This window comes from Flavonifractor sp. An82 (assembly GCF_002159265.1).
Taxonomy (GTDB): Bacteria; Bacillota; Clostridia; order Oscillospirales; family Oscillospiraceae; genus Flavonifractor.
The window spans coordinates 244,439-259,769 of record NZ_NFHG01000001.1 but is presented as its reverse complement, the minus strand read 5'-3'; the positions used below and the strand labels follow the sequence as shown (position 1 = coordinate 259,769).

General features: G+C 62.2%; 13 protein-coding genes. 3 read left to right on the top strand and 10 right to left on the bottom strand.

The window, feature by feature from the left end:
* Positions 1–14: 14 nt before the first annotated feature.
* From B5G34_RS01555 to B5G34_RS01550, 3 genes are all read right to left on the bottom strand, one after another.
* Positions 15–1,679, bottom strand: coding sequence for a recombinase family protein (locus B5G34_RS01555; RefSeq protein ID WP_087333686.1), 1,665 nt, complete (start codon positions 1,677–1,679; stop codon positions 15–17).
* On the bottom strand, positions 1,666–1,827 hold the full coding sequence (locus B5G34_RS18640) for a hypothetical protein (protein ID WP_162609401.1): 162 nt from the start codon (positions 1,825–1,827) through the stop codon (positions 1,666–1,668). The genes B5G34_RS01555 and B5G34_RS18640 overlap by 14 nt, the downstream gene beginning before the upstream one ends.
* Positions 1,828–1,912: 85 nt before the next feature.
* On the bottom strand, positions 1,913–3,286 hold the full coding sequence (locus B5G34_RS01550) for a VWA domain-containing protein (RefSeq protein WP_087333685.1): 1,374 nt from the start codon (positions 3,284–3,286) through the stop codon (positions 1,913–1,915).
* Positions 3,287–3,471: 185 nt separating this feature from the next.
* On the opposite strand from B5G34_RS01550, the gene B5G34_RS18635 reads away from it, so the two are divergent.
* Positions 3,472–3,618 carry a hypothetical protein gene (locus B5G34_RS18635; protein WP_162609400.1) on the top strand — a complete coding sequence of 49 codons (147 nt, stop codon included), beginning with the start codon at positions 3,472–3,474 and terminating at the stop codon, positions 3,616–3,618.
* Between the two features lie 30 nt (positions 3,619–3,648).
* Here the strand turns inward: B5G34_RS18635 and B5G34_RS18630 are convergent, their stop codons facing one another.
* A complete protein-coding gene (locus tag B5G34_RS18630; protein ID WP_162609399.1) occupies positions 3,649–3,795 on the bottom strand; it encodes a hypothetical protein in 147 nt (48 codons plus the stop codon).
* A gap of 25 nt (positions 3,796–3,820) precedes the next feature.
* On the opposite strand from B5G34_RS18630, the gene B5G34_RS01545 reads away from it, so the two are divergent.
* Both B5G34_RS01545 and B5G34_RS01540 read left to right on the top strand, forming a co-directional pair.
* Complete coding sequence (locus B5G34_RS01545) at positions 3,821–4,159, top strand: hypothetical protein (RefSeq protein WP_140397174.1); 339 nt, start codon at positions 3,821–3,823, stop codon at positions 4,157–4,159.
* 175 nt (positions 4,160–4,334) lie between these two features.
* Positions 4,335–5,444 (top strand): hypothetical protein, encoded by a 1,110-nt coding sequence (locus tag B5G34_RS01540; RefSeq protein ID WP_087333683.1) that lies wholly within the window; start codon positions 4,335–4,337, stop codon positions 5,442–5,444.
* Between the two features lie 53 nt (positions 5,445–5,497).
* Here the strand turns inward: B5G34_RS01540 and B5G34_RS01535 are convergent, their stop codons facing one another.
* The 6 genes from B5G34_RS01535 to B5G34_RS01510 form a co-directional block, all read right to left on the bottom strand.
* Complete coding sequence (locus B5G34_RS01535) at positions 5,498–8,929, bottom strand: serine/threonine-protein kinase (protein ID WP_087333682.1); 3,432 nt, start codon at positions 8,927–8,929, stop codon at positions 5,498–5,500.
* Positions 8,930–9,014: 85 nt separating this feature from the next.
* Positions 9,015–11,300 carry a protein kinase gene (locus B5G34_RS01530; RefSeq protein ID WP_087333681.1) on the bottom strand — a complete coding sequence of 762 codons (2,286 nt, stop codon included), beginning with the start codon at positions 11,298–11,300 and terminating at the stop codon, positions 9,015–9,017.
* Position 11,301: 1 nt separating this feature from the next.
* The gene (locus B5G34_RS01525; RefSeq protein WP_087333680.1) at positions 11,302–12,675 is read right to left on the bottom strand and encodes a trypsin-like peptidase domain-containing protein; all 1,374 of its coding nucleotides are present in this window, start codon (positions 12,673–12,675) and stop codon (positions 11,302–11,304) included.
* A 16-nt stretch (positions 12,676–12,691) separates the two neighbouring features.
* Positions 12,692–13,399: a protein phosphatase 2C domain-containing protein gene (locus tag B5G34_RS01520; protein WP_087333679.1), complete on the bottom strand. Its 708-nt coding sequence runs from the start codon at positions 13,397–13,399 to the stop codon at positions 12,692–12,694.
* A gap of 46 nt (positions 13,400–13,445) precedes the next feature.
* A complete protein-coding gene (locus B5G34_RS01515) occupies positions 13,446–14,627 on the bottom strand; it encodes a PP2C family protein-serine/threonine phosphatase (RefSeq protein ID WP_162609397.1) in 1,182 nt (393 codons plus the stop codon).
* The gene (locus B5G34_RS01510; RefSeq protein WP_087333677.1) at positions 14,620–15,312 is read right to left on the bottom strand and encodes an FHA domain-containing protein; all 693 of its coding nucleotides are present in this window, start codon (positions 15,310–15,312) and stop codon (positions 14,620–14,622) included. Before B5G34_RS01510 ends, B5G34_RS01515 begins: the two co-directional genes overlap by 8 nt.
* Positions 15,313–15,331 lie beyond the last annotated feature (19 nt).

The following is a 15,331-nucleotide window of genomic DNA, read 5'->3' as shown; positions in this document are numbered from 1 at the left end:
GGTGCCGATGGAGATCAGGTCGTCCTGGTCTCCGTTGGGGGTATAGTATTTTTTAAAGGACTATTGCAAAGGACCAATCCGCCCCGCTGAAAATGGGCTGAAGCCTGCTGCCCCAGCCGCAGATAGATCTCTAAATAGATTTGCTTGTCGCTGCTTTGCTCCAGTACCACAATGTGATCCAGGATGGCTGCCACCACTTCGGAGCGGACCCCGTTGGTAAAGTTCAGTTCCTCCCACAGGGCTTTTTCCAGAACTTTTTGGTCCACCTCTGCTCTCTTGTGCATCTGCTCCCGCTGTCTCAGCGCCATCCGCTGCTCCTCCAGCGCGGAGATCTGGCGGTTGAGGCGTCCATTGCGCTCTTTGAACTCCTGGAGGGTAATGGCATCCGCCATGCTCAGCTCCAGCAGCTTATCTTTTTTCTCCTCGATCTGGCTGATCTGTACCTCGATCCGCCCAATCTGCCCAGCGTAATCCGCCCCGCAGGTCGTCTCCCCAATGCTGTCCAGCACCAGCCGGATGATCTGCTTTTTCTCTGTCACCACCTTCTGAAAGAGGTCGGCCAGGACCAGGTCCACTTCATGGGTGCGAATTGCCGGGAGACTGCACCCGCCCCTCCCCTGCTGCCGGTAGGTTTTGCAGCGCCAGAATTCCGTCTCCCCCTCCAACGTCTTGTAGGACTGGCGGTGAAAGCTGGTGCCGTGCCTGCCGCAGATGATTTTCCCGCTGTATGGATATCGGTTGTGGTAGCTGGTGGCTTTCGTCCGCACCTCACGGCTCCGCTGCTGAAAGATGGCGTTGGCCCGGTTCCACAATTCTTCTGAGACAATGGCCGGGATGTTGGGATCGGGGTACATAACCCACTCATGCTCCTCCAAAAAGGCCTTTTTCTTGGTGCGGTAGTCCAGGGACTGGGTCTTGTTGCCGCAGTACCAGCCCTTGTACTTGGGGTTGGTCAGGATATGTTTGATGGTCAGCTGGTTGAATTCATTGCCCAGCAGGCTGGTGTGCCCCCGCCGGGTCAACTCCCGGGCAATCCTGCGGATCCCATACTTCCCGGTGGCGTAAAGCTCAAATATGAGCCGCACCGCCTCGGCCTGCTCCGGGATGATGGTCAGTTTACAGTCCTTCTTATCGTACCCCCACAGGCGGTTGTTGCCCAACACACGGCCCTTCTTGATGGACTGCCGGAACCCAAATTTCAGGCGCTCAGACAGCTTCCGCACCTCGTCCTGGGCCACCCCCGCCATCACCACCAGGCGAAACTCGCTGTCTGTGTCCAGGGTGTTGATGTTGTCGTTTTGAAAGAGGACGCCCACATTGGCGTCCAGCAGCTCCTGGGTATACTGAATGCTGTCCAGGGTACTTCTGGAAAAGCGGGAGATCTCTTTGGTGATGATAAAGTCAAAGAGGCCCCGGTGGGCGTCGTCGATCATCCGCAAAAAGCTCTCCCGCTTGTAGGTGCTGGCCCCTGAGATGCCCTCGTCCACATACCCCTGCACGAAGGTCCAGTTGGGGTTTTTCTGTATGAATTCTGTGTAGTACTGAACCTGATTCTCCAGGCTTCCCTGCTGCTCCACTTTCTCCGTGGATACACGGGCGTAGTAAGTAACCCTCAGGGAAAGGTCGTAGATGGACCTGCCCATCCGCAGCTGTTCCCGCAGCTCCCTAAGGGTGGTCATACCGCCGGACCTCCTCATCGCTGGCAAAATGTTTTCTGTCAAAGAACCGGGAACGGCTGGCGGATCGATAGAGCTCCTGGTCGATCAAATCCCTCTGCCACAGTCGTTTCAACAGGACAAGCCCGATCTCGCGGTCAATCTCATTCATCGTCAAACCTCCTTTTCGGTAAGCTATGCGGACCGGGCAGGGGCTATGATATGTACCACCGCCCGGCAGGGCGGTGGTGTGCTTGTCAAAGCGTGATCTCAGACTCGCAGCAGCGGTAGTCGGTATCGATGTTGTTGGCCAGAAAGCGGGCCTTGAATTTACGGGGGGTACACATGGCCCCGCCGGACACGCTCAGATCCTCGGGCACCACAAATTTGATGCACTTGACCAGCACATCCCGACACACCGGGAAATTATGGGCCGGGATGGTCATGGCCTTCATGCCCCGCTGGTACTCCATGCCGTCCCGATCCACCTCTGTCAGGATGGCCGCCAAGGCCACCCGTTTCCCGGGGCAGACATTTCTGATGGTCACATCCATCTGAATGATCCGCCCCTGAGACTCCAGAGAGACGTCGCCCAGGTCCACCACAACAGAGTCCCGGCAGCCCGTCACCGCCAACTCTACCGGCTCGGGACACTGCTCCGGGTAGACTACGATATCACATTCCACCGATACGGCAGGCTCAGGGAACAAGACCACGTTTCCCTCTTGATCGGAATATGTGATGGACTGATTGACCAGCTCGGTTCCAGGCTGTTGGCCGATATGACGGATGAAAAAGTCCAGCGTGGCGCTTTCGCTGGCGGTCACCCCCAGCTGCGGGATGTTCCACCGCAGGGAGTGGGCGTCCAGCATGGTGGCGGAGCCCTTGGTGGGCGACAAAATACTGGTAATGATAAAGTTGGAGTTGACCACCTCATTGATGACAATATCGGTGGCGCCCGGCTTGGAAATGTTGGCGGCCAGCTCCGCAAAGAGGGCCTCCAGGTCGGCGGCATCGGGTGTCACCGCCACATGAGAGGCATCCGGGTCGGTGGCCCAGTTGTTCAGTGCGTTGATGTCCAGTCCGTCGGACCCGATCAGCCCGATACAGTAAATGATGATCCCCTGTGCTCTGGCCGCTGCGGCCACAGGAGCGGGTGGCGCACCGGTGGTGGTATTGCCGTCGGTAAACATGATCATAACCTTGGCGTTGGAAGAGGCCGGGTCAAACAGCTGCATTCCCTTGGAAAATGCATCGGCATGGTTGGTGCTGCCTCCGGCGGACAGGCTGTCTACAGCGGCTTTCAGCGTGTCCACAGAGGTGATCAGCTGAGTGTCTGCCACAGCGGTATTGGAAAAGCTGACCACTCCGATCCGGCTGCCCGAGCCGATCTGACCGTCTTTGCTGCTGTCGGTGGCCTCGTCGATAATGTCGATAAAGGTCTTGGCCCCCAGCTTCATGGCTGCCAGAGGGGCGCCGATCATGCTGCCCGAGCGGTCCAGGATCAAAACGATATCCGTGGGATTGGAAATAATGTCCGGCGCAGCGGTAAGCGCCAAAGTGACACGCAGAGTACCGCCGCAGGGGATGCGGTCGGTATTGATCAATTTGTTGGAATTTGTAACACCCATGTGTGTTACCTCCTTCTGGGATAGAATCCCACCTCATACTATGCACACGCCACCGGACTGTCCATCCTGTCATAACTGGCACTTAACAAATTTACTTTTTTATGCATAGATAGTATGATTTAGGGAAAGTCCAGAGGCACTTACGGGCTTGGAGAACCTTTATTTGGCAGGGCAAGGAGGAATGGATGATGGAGACCACTTTTTACACCCTCTGCGCCTATCTGCCCATCCATCTGCTGGGTGTTGCGTGGGTCATCGCCGCCGACAGACCGGAGCTGGTACCCGCGGTGGCATGGTCATGGTGCCCATCTCCCTGGCGCTGTACTTTTTGAATATCCGGCTGACCCCCGGAAAGCTGCTGTTCACCTATGTGCTGCTTCAACTACCAGAACATCGCCCTTGGCGTGTCCGCCTTTCTGGCCGCCCGGCAGGTCTACCGCATTGACGCCCCCCCGGCTGTGGCGGGTCATCTGGCTGCTGCCCGCCATGATGAGCAGGATCGTTACCATATTCACCGGAATCCTGGAGGTGGATATGGTAGGCACCTGGCAGTTTCTGTTGACACGGACCAGCCTGCTGCTGTGTGTGGTGGTGGTCTACTGGGTGCTGCTGAGCGCCCTGGATGGGCTCCGGCAGCAGCGCCACGATCTGCGCCATCAGCTCAACGCCATCCGGGGACTTGCCGGCGAGGACAATCACCCACTGAACCAGTACATTGACAGCCTGCTCCATGACATCCCTGTGGCTCCCCGGACCTACTGTGAAAAACAGGCTGTCAACGCCATTGTCTCTCACTATGCCGCTCAATTTACGGACAGGTGCGGCAGAGGGACGGGAAATACCTCTCCAGCAAGCGGGACGACTTCGGCGTAGGGCTCAGCTCCATCCAGGCGGTGGCTTACAAACGGGGCGGTGACGCCCGGTTCGAGCCCGACGGGCGGGTGTTCTGCCCCTCGGTGTATGTGAGCGTGTAATTGCCTTTCCGCTTGCACAGAAAGCGGTTTTTTGCTATTATGTTTCTATTGAAAATATTTGGGAGGGATATGGGTTGAGTATTGAACTGACCAGCCTGTCGGCCAATGAATATGACAGACTGCTCTCGGGACAGCTGACCCCCGCTATGGCCGCCGAGTATCTGAAGGAGGAGCGCATCTCCCTGCGCAGTTTTGCCGATACTCTGCAGGAGCTCTACCCCTATCCCGATCTTCAGACCAGACTGATCAACGCCTTTTTGGCGGGAGAGCCGGAGGCCAAGCCCGACTCCGTCAGCCGCAAGGTGCGCAACTGGCTGTCTGGCCAGAACCGCCCCACCAACCGGGAAGAGATCTTCCGCATCGCCTTTGCGCTGGACCTGAGTGAGGCCCAGGCCAGCTATCTGCTGGGCCTGTGCACCGACTACGGCATCCACTACCGGGAGGGCCGGGATGTGGTCTACGCCTGGTTTTTGCGCACCGACCGTGGCTATGGAGAGGCCCGGGAATTTTACGCCTCCCTGCCCCCTGCCCCTTGGTGGGACCAGCCCCTGGACAATCCCATCTCCCATGTGACCTACGAGCTCCGGGGCGCCTTCAACCAGGTCCAGACTGTAGATGAACTGCGGCAGTGCTACCTGGCCCACCTGGACCAGTTCGGCATGCTGCACATGCGCGCCTATACCTATGTTCAGAAATATCTGGACCAGCTCATCCACCCCGCCTCCGCTCTGGGCGGTCTGCGGGAGCCAGACTACTCCCTGGAGGCGGTGATGGACTCCTACCTCTCCCTGAAAATGCCCAGCGGCAAGGACCGGCAGGGTTATTCCCTGGTCCAGAAACTCATCAAGCGCAACTGGCCCAACACCACCTCCCTGAAGAACATCCGCAGTCAGAAGGAGGATGTGCCCCGGAAACTGCTGCTCCTGCTCTATGTCATCACCGAGAACATCATGGAGGACGGATACAGCGAGATGGACGAGGAATACATCTCTCCCCAGGAGAAGCTGGAGGACCACTGGTGGTCCCTCAACGCCATCCTCACCGACTGCGGCATGCCCACCCTGGACCCTCGCAACGCCACCGACTGGCTGGTGCTGTATGCCATCACCGCCTCGGAGGAATCCATGAGCGAGCGGATGGAACAGGTCATCGACGGCATTTTTTCCGACGTCGCCCCCAACTGAGCAAGAAACGGCCCCGGCCTGCAAAATGCAGGCCGGGGCCGTTTGACGCTTCGTTACTGCCAGTCGGAGAAAAGCATCGAATTGACGTCGTTGTCCCACCCCTCCTCCGGATTGCCGGTGGCGCTGCCGCCGGCCAGGGTCAGTCCACAGTCGCTGCTGAACAGCATCCGTTCCTGGTTATTCAGCTGGCCGGTCACCCGGAGGGTCACCCCTCTCATGGCCATCAGGCCGTAGTTGGTCACGGCGCCGCCCAGGGTGACATTCTCCTTAAAGCCCCACAGATTCATGACACCCCGGTTGGTCACCACCGCACCGTCCCGGAACTCCAGGTTGGCGGTGGGGGCTCTGTACAGATAGCTGTCCGAGTCGATCTCCAGGGCACCTCCCCGGACAAGCAGATGGCTACCGCCATCCAGCTGACCCATTGTTTCCAGCTGGGTGGTGACGCCCACCAGTTCCAGGCCGCCCAGGTTGAAGTAGGCGCTGTCCCGGATCCGCAGGGTGGTCTGCTCCAGGGTCTGATAGCCCAGATGGGCCAGACGGGCCCCGCTCTCCAGCAGCAAATCGCCGCAGTTGACCAGCTCCACATAGTACAGGTTGACCATGGACCGGTCGGTTACCGTCACCTTGCCGCCGTTCATGCTGATCGGCCCCCAGCTGGCCAGGGCGCTGGCGTCCGAGATGGAAAGGCCGCCGCCCTGTACAGTAAGCTGCATATGGCTGAACAGGGCACCGCCGTCGGAAATCTCCACCGCTCCGGCAGAAAGGCTGTTATAGCTGTACATCTGGACGCCCTGGATGGTGAGGGTACCGCCCACGGCAAGGGAGTTCTCCTCCGTCACCAGCAGGGGCTTGGTCACGTTCAGATCCCCCGCTACCGAGAGGGCGCCGGTCACCCGGATGCCCTGCACCGACGGATCGGCCAGCGCATCGGCCAGCTCCTGGGCGGTGGTCACCTCAGCCTCAAAGACCTGAGTCGCCTCCCGGCTGTGGAGCACAGTTCCCCGGGGCAGGGCCACATTGTTCAGGGTGCAGTAGGTCTCCAGCTGATAGGCCCCGGGGCCCTTGAGTTCGCCCCCCTCGGCCCGGGTCAGGGTGCCGTTGGAGAAGAGCTCCACCAGGCCGTGGTTGTTCAGACGCCCCCCGTCGTCCACCACCACCTGGCCGCAGGAGACCAGGTAGCTGTACAGCTCAAAATCAGCTGACAGGGTCATGGTACCGGTGTTGCCGAAGCGGACATTTTGATAGAGGGCACACTCTCCCGACTCTACCACGAAGTCCTTCAGGTTGTAGAATAGACCCCCGGTCAGGTCGGTGCTGCCATTCAGGCGCATGGTACCCAGGTTATAACCCCGGGACTGATTGAACCGGGTATAGTCGGTCAGATTCATCTCTCCCAGATTCACCAGGGTGGCTTCGGGCTCCAGCCACAGCTGGCCCGCAGGAGAGATCGTGCCGTAATTGATCACGGTGTTCTCTCCCAGATCCCCCATCCACAGTCTGGTACTCAGCGTCCCGCAGTTGACCAGCGGGCCGCTCGTCACCTCCAGGCCGGGCTGGTTGTCCTCTGTCCAAGTGCCTTCCTGGGGCGTGGAAATGGAGGCTCCCTGGGCGATCATCACCGGTTTTCCCACCTGAATGGCCTGGTCCAGCACCACATCCCCCTCCACCAGAACGGCGGATACTTCAGGGTTCTCCAGAGCCTGGGTCAGCTCCTGAACGCTGTTCACCCGGGCCGTCTGGGCAAAGAGCTCCTCTTCACACAGCACCAGTGTTCCCTGCCCCAGAGTGGTTTGCCCGGAACCCTGGACGGTCAGATCGGCCTCATGCTCCAGCCAAACCTTGGTTATGGAGCTAAAAGTCCCCGTGTCGGCTACCACCAGCCCGCCGCCGGCGGTGGTGCGGAGAAAGCCCTCCGCATATACGTCCCCCTCCGTCCACAGGCAGGCGCTCTCCCCCTCCAGGGTCAGGGCACAGTTGACGCTCAGATTGGCGCCCACTTCCACCATCAGAGGTTTCCCCACCACAAGGTTCTCCTGTTGCAGATCCAACGATGCGCCCTGTGGAATGATCACGGCGGGCACCGACGGGTCGGCCAGCAGCTCCCGGAGCTGGGCCTCGCCGCGCTCCAGCGTAACGGCCCCGGCAAAGAGGGCCTCCCGCTCCCACCGGTCCTCCCCATTCTGGGGCGCTGCCGAGGCCGTGACAGTACCCGCCGGGCTGTGATCGCCAGGCTGTTCTGTCCGGCTCCCGCCCCCCAGCAGGACGGCGGCCAGCACCACCACACCAAGGGCGGCGGCAGTACAGCCGATGGCCAGGGGCTTATGCCTGTTCAGCCAGTCCAGGGCGGGCTTGTGCTCCGGCTCTTCCCGAGCGGTTTTTTCCTGATGTGGCTCCTCCGTCCGGGGCCGATCCTCCGGGGGCTGCTGCCGTGTCTCCGTTTGCTCCGGTACCACGGCGCTCTCCACCACCCTTTGGATATCCTTCAGCCGGTCCGGCTCCAGCCGTTTGGGAATGCCGCTGATATCCTCCAGATAGAGGGCGGTATGAAGCTCCTCCACACTCTGGAATCGCCGGCGGGGCCGCACCCCCATGCCGTACAGCAGGGCCCGCTCCTGTTTTTCGCTCAGGTCCACGCCCAGCTTCCGGGGAAGGATCAATTCGTCCTCGCACAGCCGGTCCAGGGCCTGGGGAGGCGCCTTGCCGGTGAGGCAGTAATAGATGGTGGCCGACAGGGCATACACATCGGTCCAGGGCCCCTGACCTTTGTTCTGGTACTGCTCGATGGGGGCATACCCGTGTTTGAGGGCGATGGTCATGGTCTCGGTGCCGGTGGCGGACTCCCGGGCGCAGCCGAAGTCCAGCAGCCGCACCGCACCCTTCTCCAGCATCAGATTGTCCGGGCTGATGTCCCGGTGGATGAGGCCCAGGCTGTGCATGGTGCTCAGGGCGGAGAACAGAGGCTCCATCAGGTAGAGCAGCTCCCCCGCCGGGATGCGCCCCCCCTTCTGGGCCACCAGGTCCTTGAAGTTGGTGCCCTCCACATACTCCATGACGATGTAGGCGGTATTATTGGCCTCAAAGAAATCCCGCACTGATACGATCTGGGGCTGCTTATCCATCCGGGCCATGGTGCGGGCCTCATAGAGAAAGCGCTCCTTCCCCTTCTCATAGCTGCGGGCCGCCGCCCCAGTGTACTGGGACACCGCCAGCGAGGTGGCGGCGTGGCGGGACACCCGGTCGGTTGGGAAATACTCCTTGATGGCCACCTTCAGCTCCAGCCGCAGGTCGCAGCCGATGTAGGTGATGCCGAAGCCCCCCTCTCCCAGCACCCGGCCCACCAGATAGCGGTCCATCAGCACGGTGCCCGGCGGCAGATGGTGGGGAGAGGGCGTATAGCTGCCCTCAGTGAGCCCGCAAACGGGACAGCTTTCCCCCGGAGCCACAGGGCTCATGCAATAGGTGCAGAATTGACTGGACTTCACGGGCTCACCTCCTCTCCGCCACAGATATTCTTATTGTATAACATTCTTTTCCACTTCACAATATCACATCCAAAATCGGACTTTCTCAGTCCACCGTGCCCAGGAAAGCCAGATAATACAGGACCTCCTTCGCCTCGGCCGCCCCCACTTTGGTAACGTAGCCCCCTTTGCTGACCTCATCCACAAAACTGGGCGCCGATTCCACGATACACTCCAGGAAACCATTGTCTTCAGATTCACCGTAGAGGTCGATTTCCTGCTCCATGTAGGAGAAAGGCTCGTCATATTCCCGCTGAATGGTCTCCCAGTCCGCTCCGTCCGGGCGGTAAAGACTGCTGTATTTTTCGGTCAGCTCCTGGGCCCGAACCTGGGCCAGCTCCACCAGGGGCAGATAGGGCTCCGCCTGGGGCTTGCCGCTGCCCCGCAGCTCATTGATGGCCAGCGCCGTGAAGCAGCTGTACACCCAGTCCCGCGCCAGGCTGCCCCGCGTGATGGTCAGGGTGGAGATATCGGTCAGCGTGTCCATCATGGAGTAGGGGAAATAGCAGTTGTCCGCCAGCGCCAGTCTCTCCATGCCCTCGGGATCGGCAATGCTGCCTTCCGCCAGGTAGCGCAGCGTATACTCCTCCACCGTCTCGGGCAGCTCCAGCTCCGTAATGCCGGCGGGCACATGGAGGAGGACCGACCACTCCTGGTCGGTCAGGCCGTAAAGGACCTGCTCCTCCCCCACCACCAGCTTTGTCAGTTTGCCCACCTCGTCTACCTGGTCCGTCTCATAGATCCTGCACCCCTCGGGCAGATCCACATCCAGATCTACCCCGGGGTCAGCCAGGATGCCCCGCAGCTGGTCACAGCCGTCAAAGAGGTCGTAGGGAGCCTCGATCCGCCGGTCTTCCCCGGGCAGGACCACCACCTGCAGACCGGAGCAGCCCCGGAACAGATCATCCCCCAGCTGGGTCACCCCCTCAGGCAGGGTCACCTGGGTCAGCTTGTCCTCACCGGCAAACAGCTCGTCCTCCAGCACCGTTACCGGACGGTCCCGGATGGTATCGGGCACATCCACCTGCTCACGCCACCCGTTGTAATCGGTGAGGTGAACTCCGTCCCGCTGGATCACATAGGAGAAGTCCCCCAGCACGCCCCGGCTGCCCCGCCACTGGAGATAGAAGATCAGACAGGCCACCGCTGCCGCCGCCAGGATGGCCAGCAGAAGGAGCTTTCGCTTGTCCCGGGGTAGGGCCGGGGTTTTGGGAGGCTCCTGGACCTCGGTCTTGGCTTCCGTGTCCCCCTCTGTCCCCACCTGGGTCTGGCTTATAGTCTGGCCCTCGGTCTGGACCTGGGTATGCACGACGGTCTGATCCGCCGGCTGATCCACAGCCTGCTCTTGGGTCTGGCCGACGGTCCGCTCGGCGTTTGCAGGCATACTCTGCAAAAACCTGGTGGCAAACAGCTCCATATTGGCGGGCCGGGAGCGGGGCTGCACCTCCAGGCCCCACAGCAGGGCCTGCTCCTCTTCCGGGGTAAGGGCCGCCCCCAGCTGGGTGGGGGGACGGAGGGTATCGTTGTCCAGCCGCTCCACCGCCGTGGGGGGGATCACCCCGGTCAGACAGTAGTAGATGGTAGCCGCCATGGCGTACACGTCGGTCCAGGCGCCCTGGCCTCTGGTCTGGTACTGCTCCACCGGGGCAAAACCGTGCTTGAGCATGACGGTCATGGACCGGCCGTCCTCCATGGACCGGGCGCTGCCGAAGTCCAGCAGCTTCAGGGTGCCGTCGGGCATCCACATCAGGTTATCCGGGCTGATATCCCGGTGGATCACACCCGCCTGGTGGAGGAGGCTCAGGTCACGCAGCAGGGCAGGCAGCCGGGGCATCAGCACCTCCGCCGGGATCTTGCCCTCCTTGGCCAGCTTCTGGTGGAGAGGCATCCCGTCCAGGTACTCCATCACCAGGTAGGCCGTACCGTTGGTCTGGAAAAAGTCCAGTACATGGACCACCGAGGGCAGGGGGTCCACCCCCGCCAGCATACCGGCCTCCTTCAGGAAGGAGTCCATGCCGCTCTCATAGAGTCTGTCCCCCTCCGTGGTGGCGTCCGCCCGGCCGTCGGGCAGGCGGCGGGCACACCGACTGGGAAAATACTCCTTGATGGCCACCCGCTGGCCCGACTCCAGGTGGAGGGCCACATAGGTAATGCCGAAACCGCCCTGGCCCAGGGCAGCTCCAACCCGGTAGTGCTGCTCCTTGCCGCTGGAGAGTACCGTCCCCACCGGCAGCCGGTGAGGGGAGGAATCATAGTATACACTGCGGCCGCAGTTGGTGCACACTGTACCCGACACAGGGGTCAGGCAGAAGGGACAATAGGTCTGTGTCATGTCATACTCCTCCCCTTCCGGTGATCACAAAGCATTCCGCCTCCGAGCCCAGCCAGAACCGGTCCCCCATCTTCAGCTGTATGCTCTCGTTGGCGGCCAGCCGCCGCCCGTCCCCCAGAAACGTGCCGTAGGTGGAGCCCAGGTCCTTCAGATACAGATTGCCTCCGCTGAGAGAGAGCATACAGTGGACGCCGCTGACCCCCTGGGCCCCCGCCGGATAGACCAGGTCATTGCGGGCGGGGTCACGACCAATGCGCACCGTGCCGTTGATGGAGAACCGACGGCCGGCCAGCGCGCCGGAGAGGGCCTGGAACCGCAGGCCGCTGTCCCCGGGGATGGGGGCGGGCTGAGGCACGGGCTCGGGATCGGGCGCGGGGAGCAGCTGGTCAGAATCCGCCTGTCCCTGAACGGGCACCCCTTTTCTTTTCCGCACCACCAGGAGGACCACCACGACCACCGCCACGGCGCCCACAGCGGCCAGGATCATCACCGGCAGAGCGCTTCCGGCGCGGTACTGGGTATACGTCAGATCCAGCTGGTCCAGCATCCGCATGACGTATGCGGCGTCCACCGCGCCGTAGTGATCCGCCGAACTGGAGGTCATACCGTCCAGATTGAAGGAGATGGTGTTCACGCCCACCACGGCCCCATCCTCCGTAATGAGTGCGCCGCCGGAGTTGCCCGGATTGATGGAGGCGGTATGCTGAACGATGCGGCAGTTCTGATTGCTGTAGTCCACCAGCCGGGAAACCACGCCTTTGGTCACGGTCTGGCTCTCCACGCTGGCAGAATAGGAGGTACTTCCCTCATCGGTGGAGGCGGCATCCGCGCTGTTGGGATATCCCAGGGCGTACACCGTCTGACCGGCCTCTACGTTCCCGTCCGCCTTGAGCAGAGGAAGGGCCACGCGGCCCTCCACCGGCTCGGCCGCCCGGAGTACGGCCAGGTCGGGCTCGTCGCTGTCAGCCTCGTAAAGCACCGTACAAGGGACCGCACGGCTGGTATCCAGCCCGGTGGAATCGGAATAGGCGTTGTCATCCAGCAGCAGGTAAGCCTTGACCAGGGTGAAGTCCAGCTGGGCAACAGAGCCGTCCGTCAACTGGAACTGGTCGCTGAAATCTCCCACTACATGGCGGTTGGTGACAAATACATCGGTCTCCTGCCCCGCCTCGCCCACGCCGAAGGCAGAACCCCGGCCCACGATCTGGACGCCCTCATAGGGCTCCGTGGTGCACTGGAAGATGCATAACACACACATGACGCCCTTTCTGGCCTCCTGCACCTCAGAGCCGTCTGCACTGCACCCCGACAGGGTCAGCACACAGAGCAACGCACAGGCCATCACCGCCGCACACAGCTTTTTGATCCGCTTCATCTCGTTCTCTCCTCTCTCAAAGCCACACGGCGGCCGCCGTATGGTTGTCGTTGGAGCCGCTCACCCGCTCCTCCAGCCGGGCACGCATCCGTTCCAGCCATTGGCCGGGCGTGGATGCCGCCGCCAGGTCGGCCTCCATTTCCCGCTCCAGCACATACTCCCAGAATCCGTCGGTGCACAGCAGGAAGGCATGGCGTCCCGGTCCCAGGGGGGCCTCCCCGCCGGTTTCCACATTCAGGCTGCCCTCCTGCCCCAGCGCCCGGAGCACCCGGTTGCGGTCCTCATGAAAGCGGATCTGATCCACCGTGATGTCCCCCAGGGCCACCGCGATCTGGGAGGCGCTGTGGTCCCTGGTCTGAAAGGCCAGCTTCCCGTCCCGGAACCAATAGAGCCGGGAGTCCCCGGCGTGGGCCCAGCCTGCGGCGCCCTCTGCCAGGACCAGGGCCACCGCCGTGGTCTTCATGGCGCAGCGCCCAGTCTGCATCCCCTGCACCCGGCGGTGGGCCCGCTGGATCAGGCCCGCCAGAGCGGAGGGATGGGCGCTGCCGTCCCAGCCGGCACAGATCTCCTCCGCCGCCGCCGCAGACGCCAGCTCTCCCCCGCCGTGGCCGCCCAAACCGTCGGCCACCACCAGGCACAGCCCGTCAGGCTCCAGCTGCCGGTATCGTACCGTATCCTCATTGCGCGGGCGTCCGCCCACGTCGGAATATGCGGCTACTTCCATGCTGTCAAACCGCCCCTTTCCCCTGATCTGCTCCCCACGGGCCTGGTCAGCAGGCCAGAATCACCGCGGTGTAGTTATCCTGCTTGGCAAACCGCTTGCCCTGAATACACTGGCCAATGGCCTGGGCCGCTTCCTCCCCGGTGGAAAGGTCCAGTGCGGCCGTCAGCTCCGGCTCGGTGACGGCGTTGTACACCCCGTCGCTCATCAGGATGAACCGGTCCCCCGGCAGCACGGTCACCGGCTGGGCAGGCAGGTCCACATACTTCAGCTTGCCCATGCCCAAAAAGCTGGTGAGACCGGAGGCCTGGCTGTTGGTCCACGCATCCTGAAAGCTGCCCTCCTGGTTGACCGCCCGGAGCGCCAGCTCATGACGGAAAATATGCTCCCGGTTGAGCTGGTAGAGCTGTCCATCCCGGTAGAGACAGATCCGGCTGTCTCCCACCGACAGGCTGTAGAACCGCCCCTGCTGAATCAGCCCCATCACCAGCGTGGAGCCGCTCTTCTTCTGCCGGTCCGGACCCAGAAAGGTGTTGACCGCCTGGTTGGCCTGCTCCAGCAGATAGAGCAGCAGCTGCTCCCCCTGGGCGTCAGCCAGATAGAAGCCGTTCATGGCGGCCTCCACTGCCGTCTGACTCACCTTATCGCCCTGTTCCAGGCCTCCCATGCCGTCGGCTACCACCGCCAGCAGTCCCTTCTGGGCCATCACGCTGGGATCGGACACGGAGAAGCAGTCCTGCTGGCTGCTCCGGGCCCCCTGCTGGTGGAGCTTGCCCACCGACAGGCCGCCGCCTGTTTCTCCGGCGGGTACAGTTGGCCCGGAACGCCGGCTCTTCCGCCGGAACAGGGCCCAGCCCACTGCCACGGCGGCCAGGACCACGATCACGCCCAGGCCCATCCACAGCCACATCCCCCCGCCGGACGTCATTTCATCCGCCGCCGGGCTGGGGCTGGGAACCAGGGTCTGGGCCACCGTCTCTGCCGCCGGCGAGGGCACAGTCTCTATGGTCTGTTCTCCCGGCAGTTCCCCCTCCTCAGGAAGCAAAACGGTAGGCAGCGGGCTGGCCAGCTGGGCAGGCAGGGTCTGTTCCGCAGCGGGACCGGCCGATTCCTGGACGGCGTGTTCCTCATTCCCCTGCGTCTCTCCGTCTGCCTGTCCCACCCGGTTTTCTTCCAGAACCTGGAGCGCCCACTCCTGGATGCTTTCTATCACCTCTGTCAGCTTACTCATGGCTGTTCTCCACATCCCAACGGAAGTGCTCCCCGCACAGGGCCACAAACATCAGCTTGGTGGTACCGATGGAAATTACGTCGTAGCTGTGGATCTCCACCGCGTTGAGCACCGTCTTGCCGTTGACCTTGATGAGGTTGCGCCCGGCAGAGGGGCCCACATAGTAGGTCAGCTCACTGCTGTCAAAGGCGATCATGGCATGGTTCTGCCGGGAGATCTGCTGGTCGCCGTGGATGTGGATATCCCCCGACTCCCGGCCGATGTAGTTATATCCGGCGTGGATGCGGAAGTCGGTGCCACGGACGGGGCCATCCACGCACACCAGCCAGCCCACCACCGGCTCCACCTGGCCGTCGGCGGTCAGGTCGCCGCCGATGGAGGTCTCCCGCTCAAAGGGGTCTGCCACCACTCCGGCGTTCCAGCTGCCCACCGGCACCGTCACTCCGCCGGCGTAGCCCCCCATCTGTCCAGGGGCCTCGGTGGGTGCAAAGGCGCCGCTGCCGCTCCGGTTGGGCGCCTCGGTGGGCTGGAAGGAGCCCACACCGCCGCCCATCTGCCCGGGGGCTTCGGTGGGAGCGAAGGCGCCGCTGCCCTGGGCGCCGGCACAGATGGGGCAGCTGGCATGCAGGGCCGCATTGTAGTAGTGACCGTTGGGGCATTCCACAGGCTTACTTTTGATTTCCATATCTCATATCCTCCTGTCT

Excerpts from the sequence above, each read along its gene's own strand:
- B5G34_RS18630 (WP_162609399.1), bottom strand. The coding sequence starts at position 3,795 with ATGGTAACGATCCTGCTCATCATGGCGGGCAGCAGCCAGATGACCCGC.
- B5G34_RS01520 (WP_087333679.1), bottom strand. The coding sequence starts at position 13,399 with ATGGAAGTAGCCGCATATTCCGACGTGGGCGGACGCCCGCGCAATGAG.
- B5G34_RS01510 (WP_087333677.1), bottom strand. The coding sequence starts at position 15,312 with ATGGAAATCAAAAGTAAGCCTGTGGAATGCCCCAACGGTCACTACTAC.
- B5G34_RS01525 (WP_087333680.1), bottom strand. The coding sequence starts at position 12,675 with ATGAAGCGGATCAAAAAGCTGTGTGCGGCGGTGATGGCCTGTGCGTTG.
- B5G34_RS01545 (WP_140397174.1), top strand. The coding sequence starts at position 3,821 with ATGGTAGGCACCTGGCAGTTTCTGTTGACACGGACCAGCCTGCTGCTG.
- B5G34_RS18640 (WP_162609401.1), bottom strand. The coding sequence starts at position 1,827 with ATGAATGAGATTGACCGCGAGATCGGGCTTGTCCTGTTGAAACGACTG.
- B5G34_RS01550 (WP_087333685.1), bottom strand. The coding sequence starts at position 3,286 with ATGGGTGTTACAAATTCCAACAAATTGATCAATACCGACCGCATCCCC.
- B5G34_RS01530 (WP_087333681.1), bottom strand. The coding sequence starts at position 11,300 with ATGACACAGACCTATTGTCCCTTCTGCCTGACCCCTGTGTCGGGTACA.
- B5G34_RS18635 (WP_162609400.1), top strand. The coding sequence starts at position 3,472 with ATGATGGAGACCACTTTTTACACCCTCTGCGCCTATCTGCCCATCCAT.
- B5G34_RS01555 (WP_087333686.1), bottom strand. The coding sequence starts at position 1,679 with ATGACCACCCTTAGGGAGCTGCGGGAACAGCTGCGGATGGGCAGGTCC.
- B5G34_RS01515 (WP_162609397.1), bottom strand. The coding sequence starts at position 14,627 with ATGAGTAAGCTGACAGAGGTGATAGAAAGCATCCAGGAGTGGGCGCTC.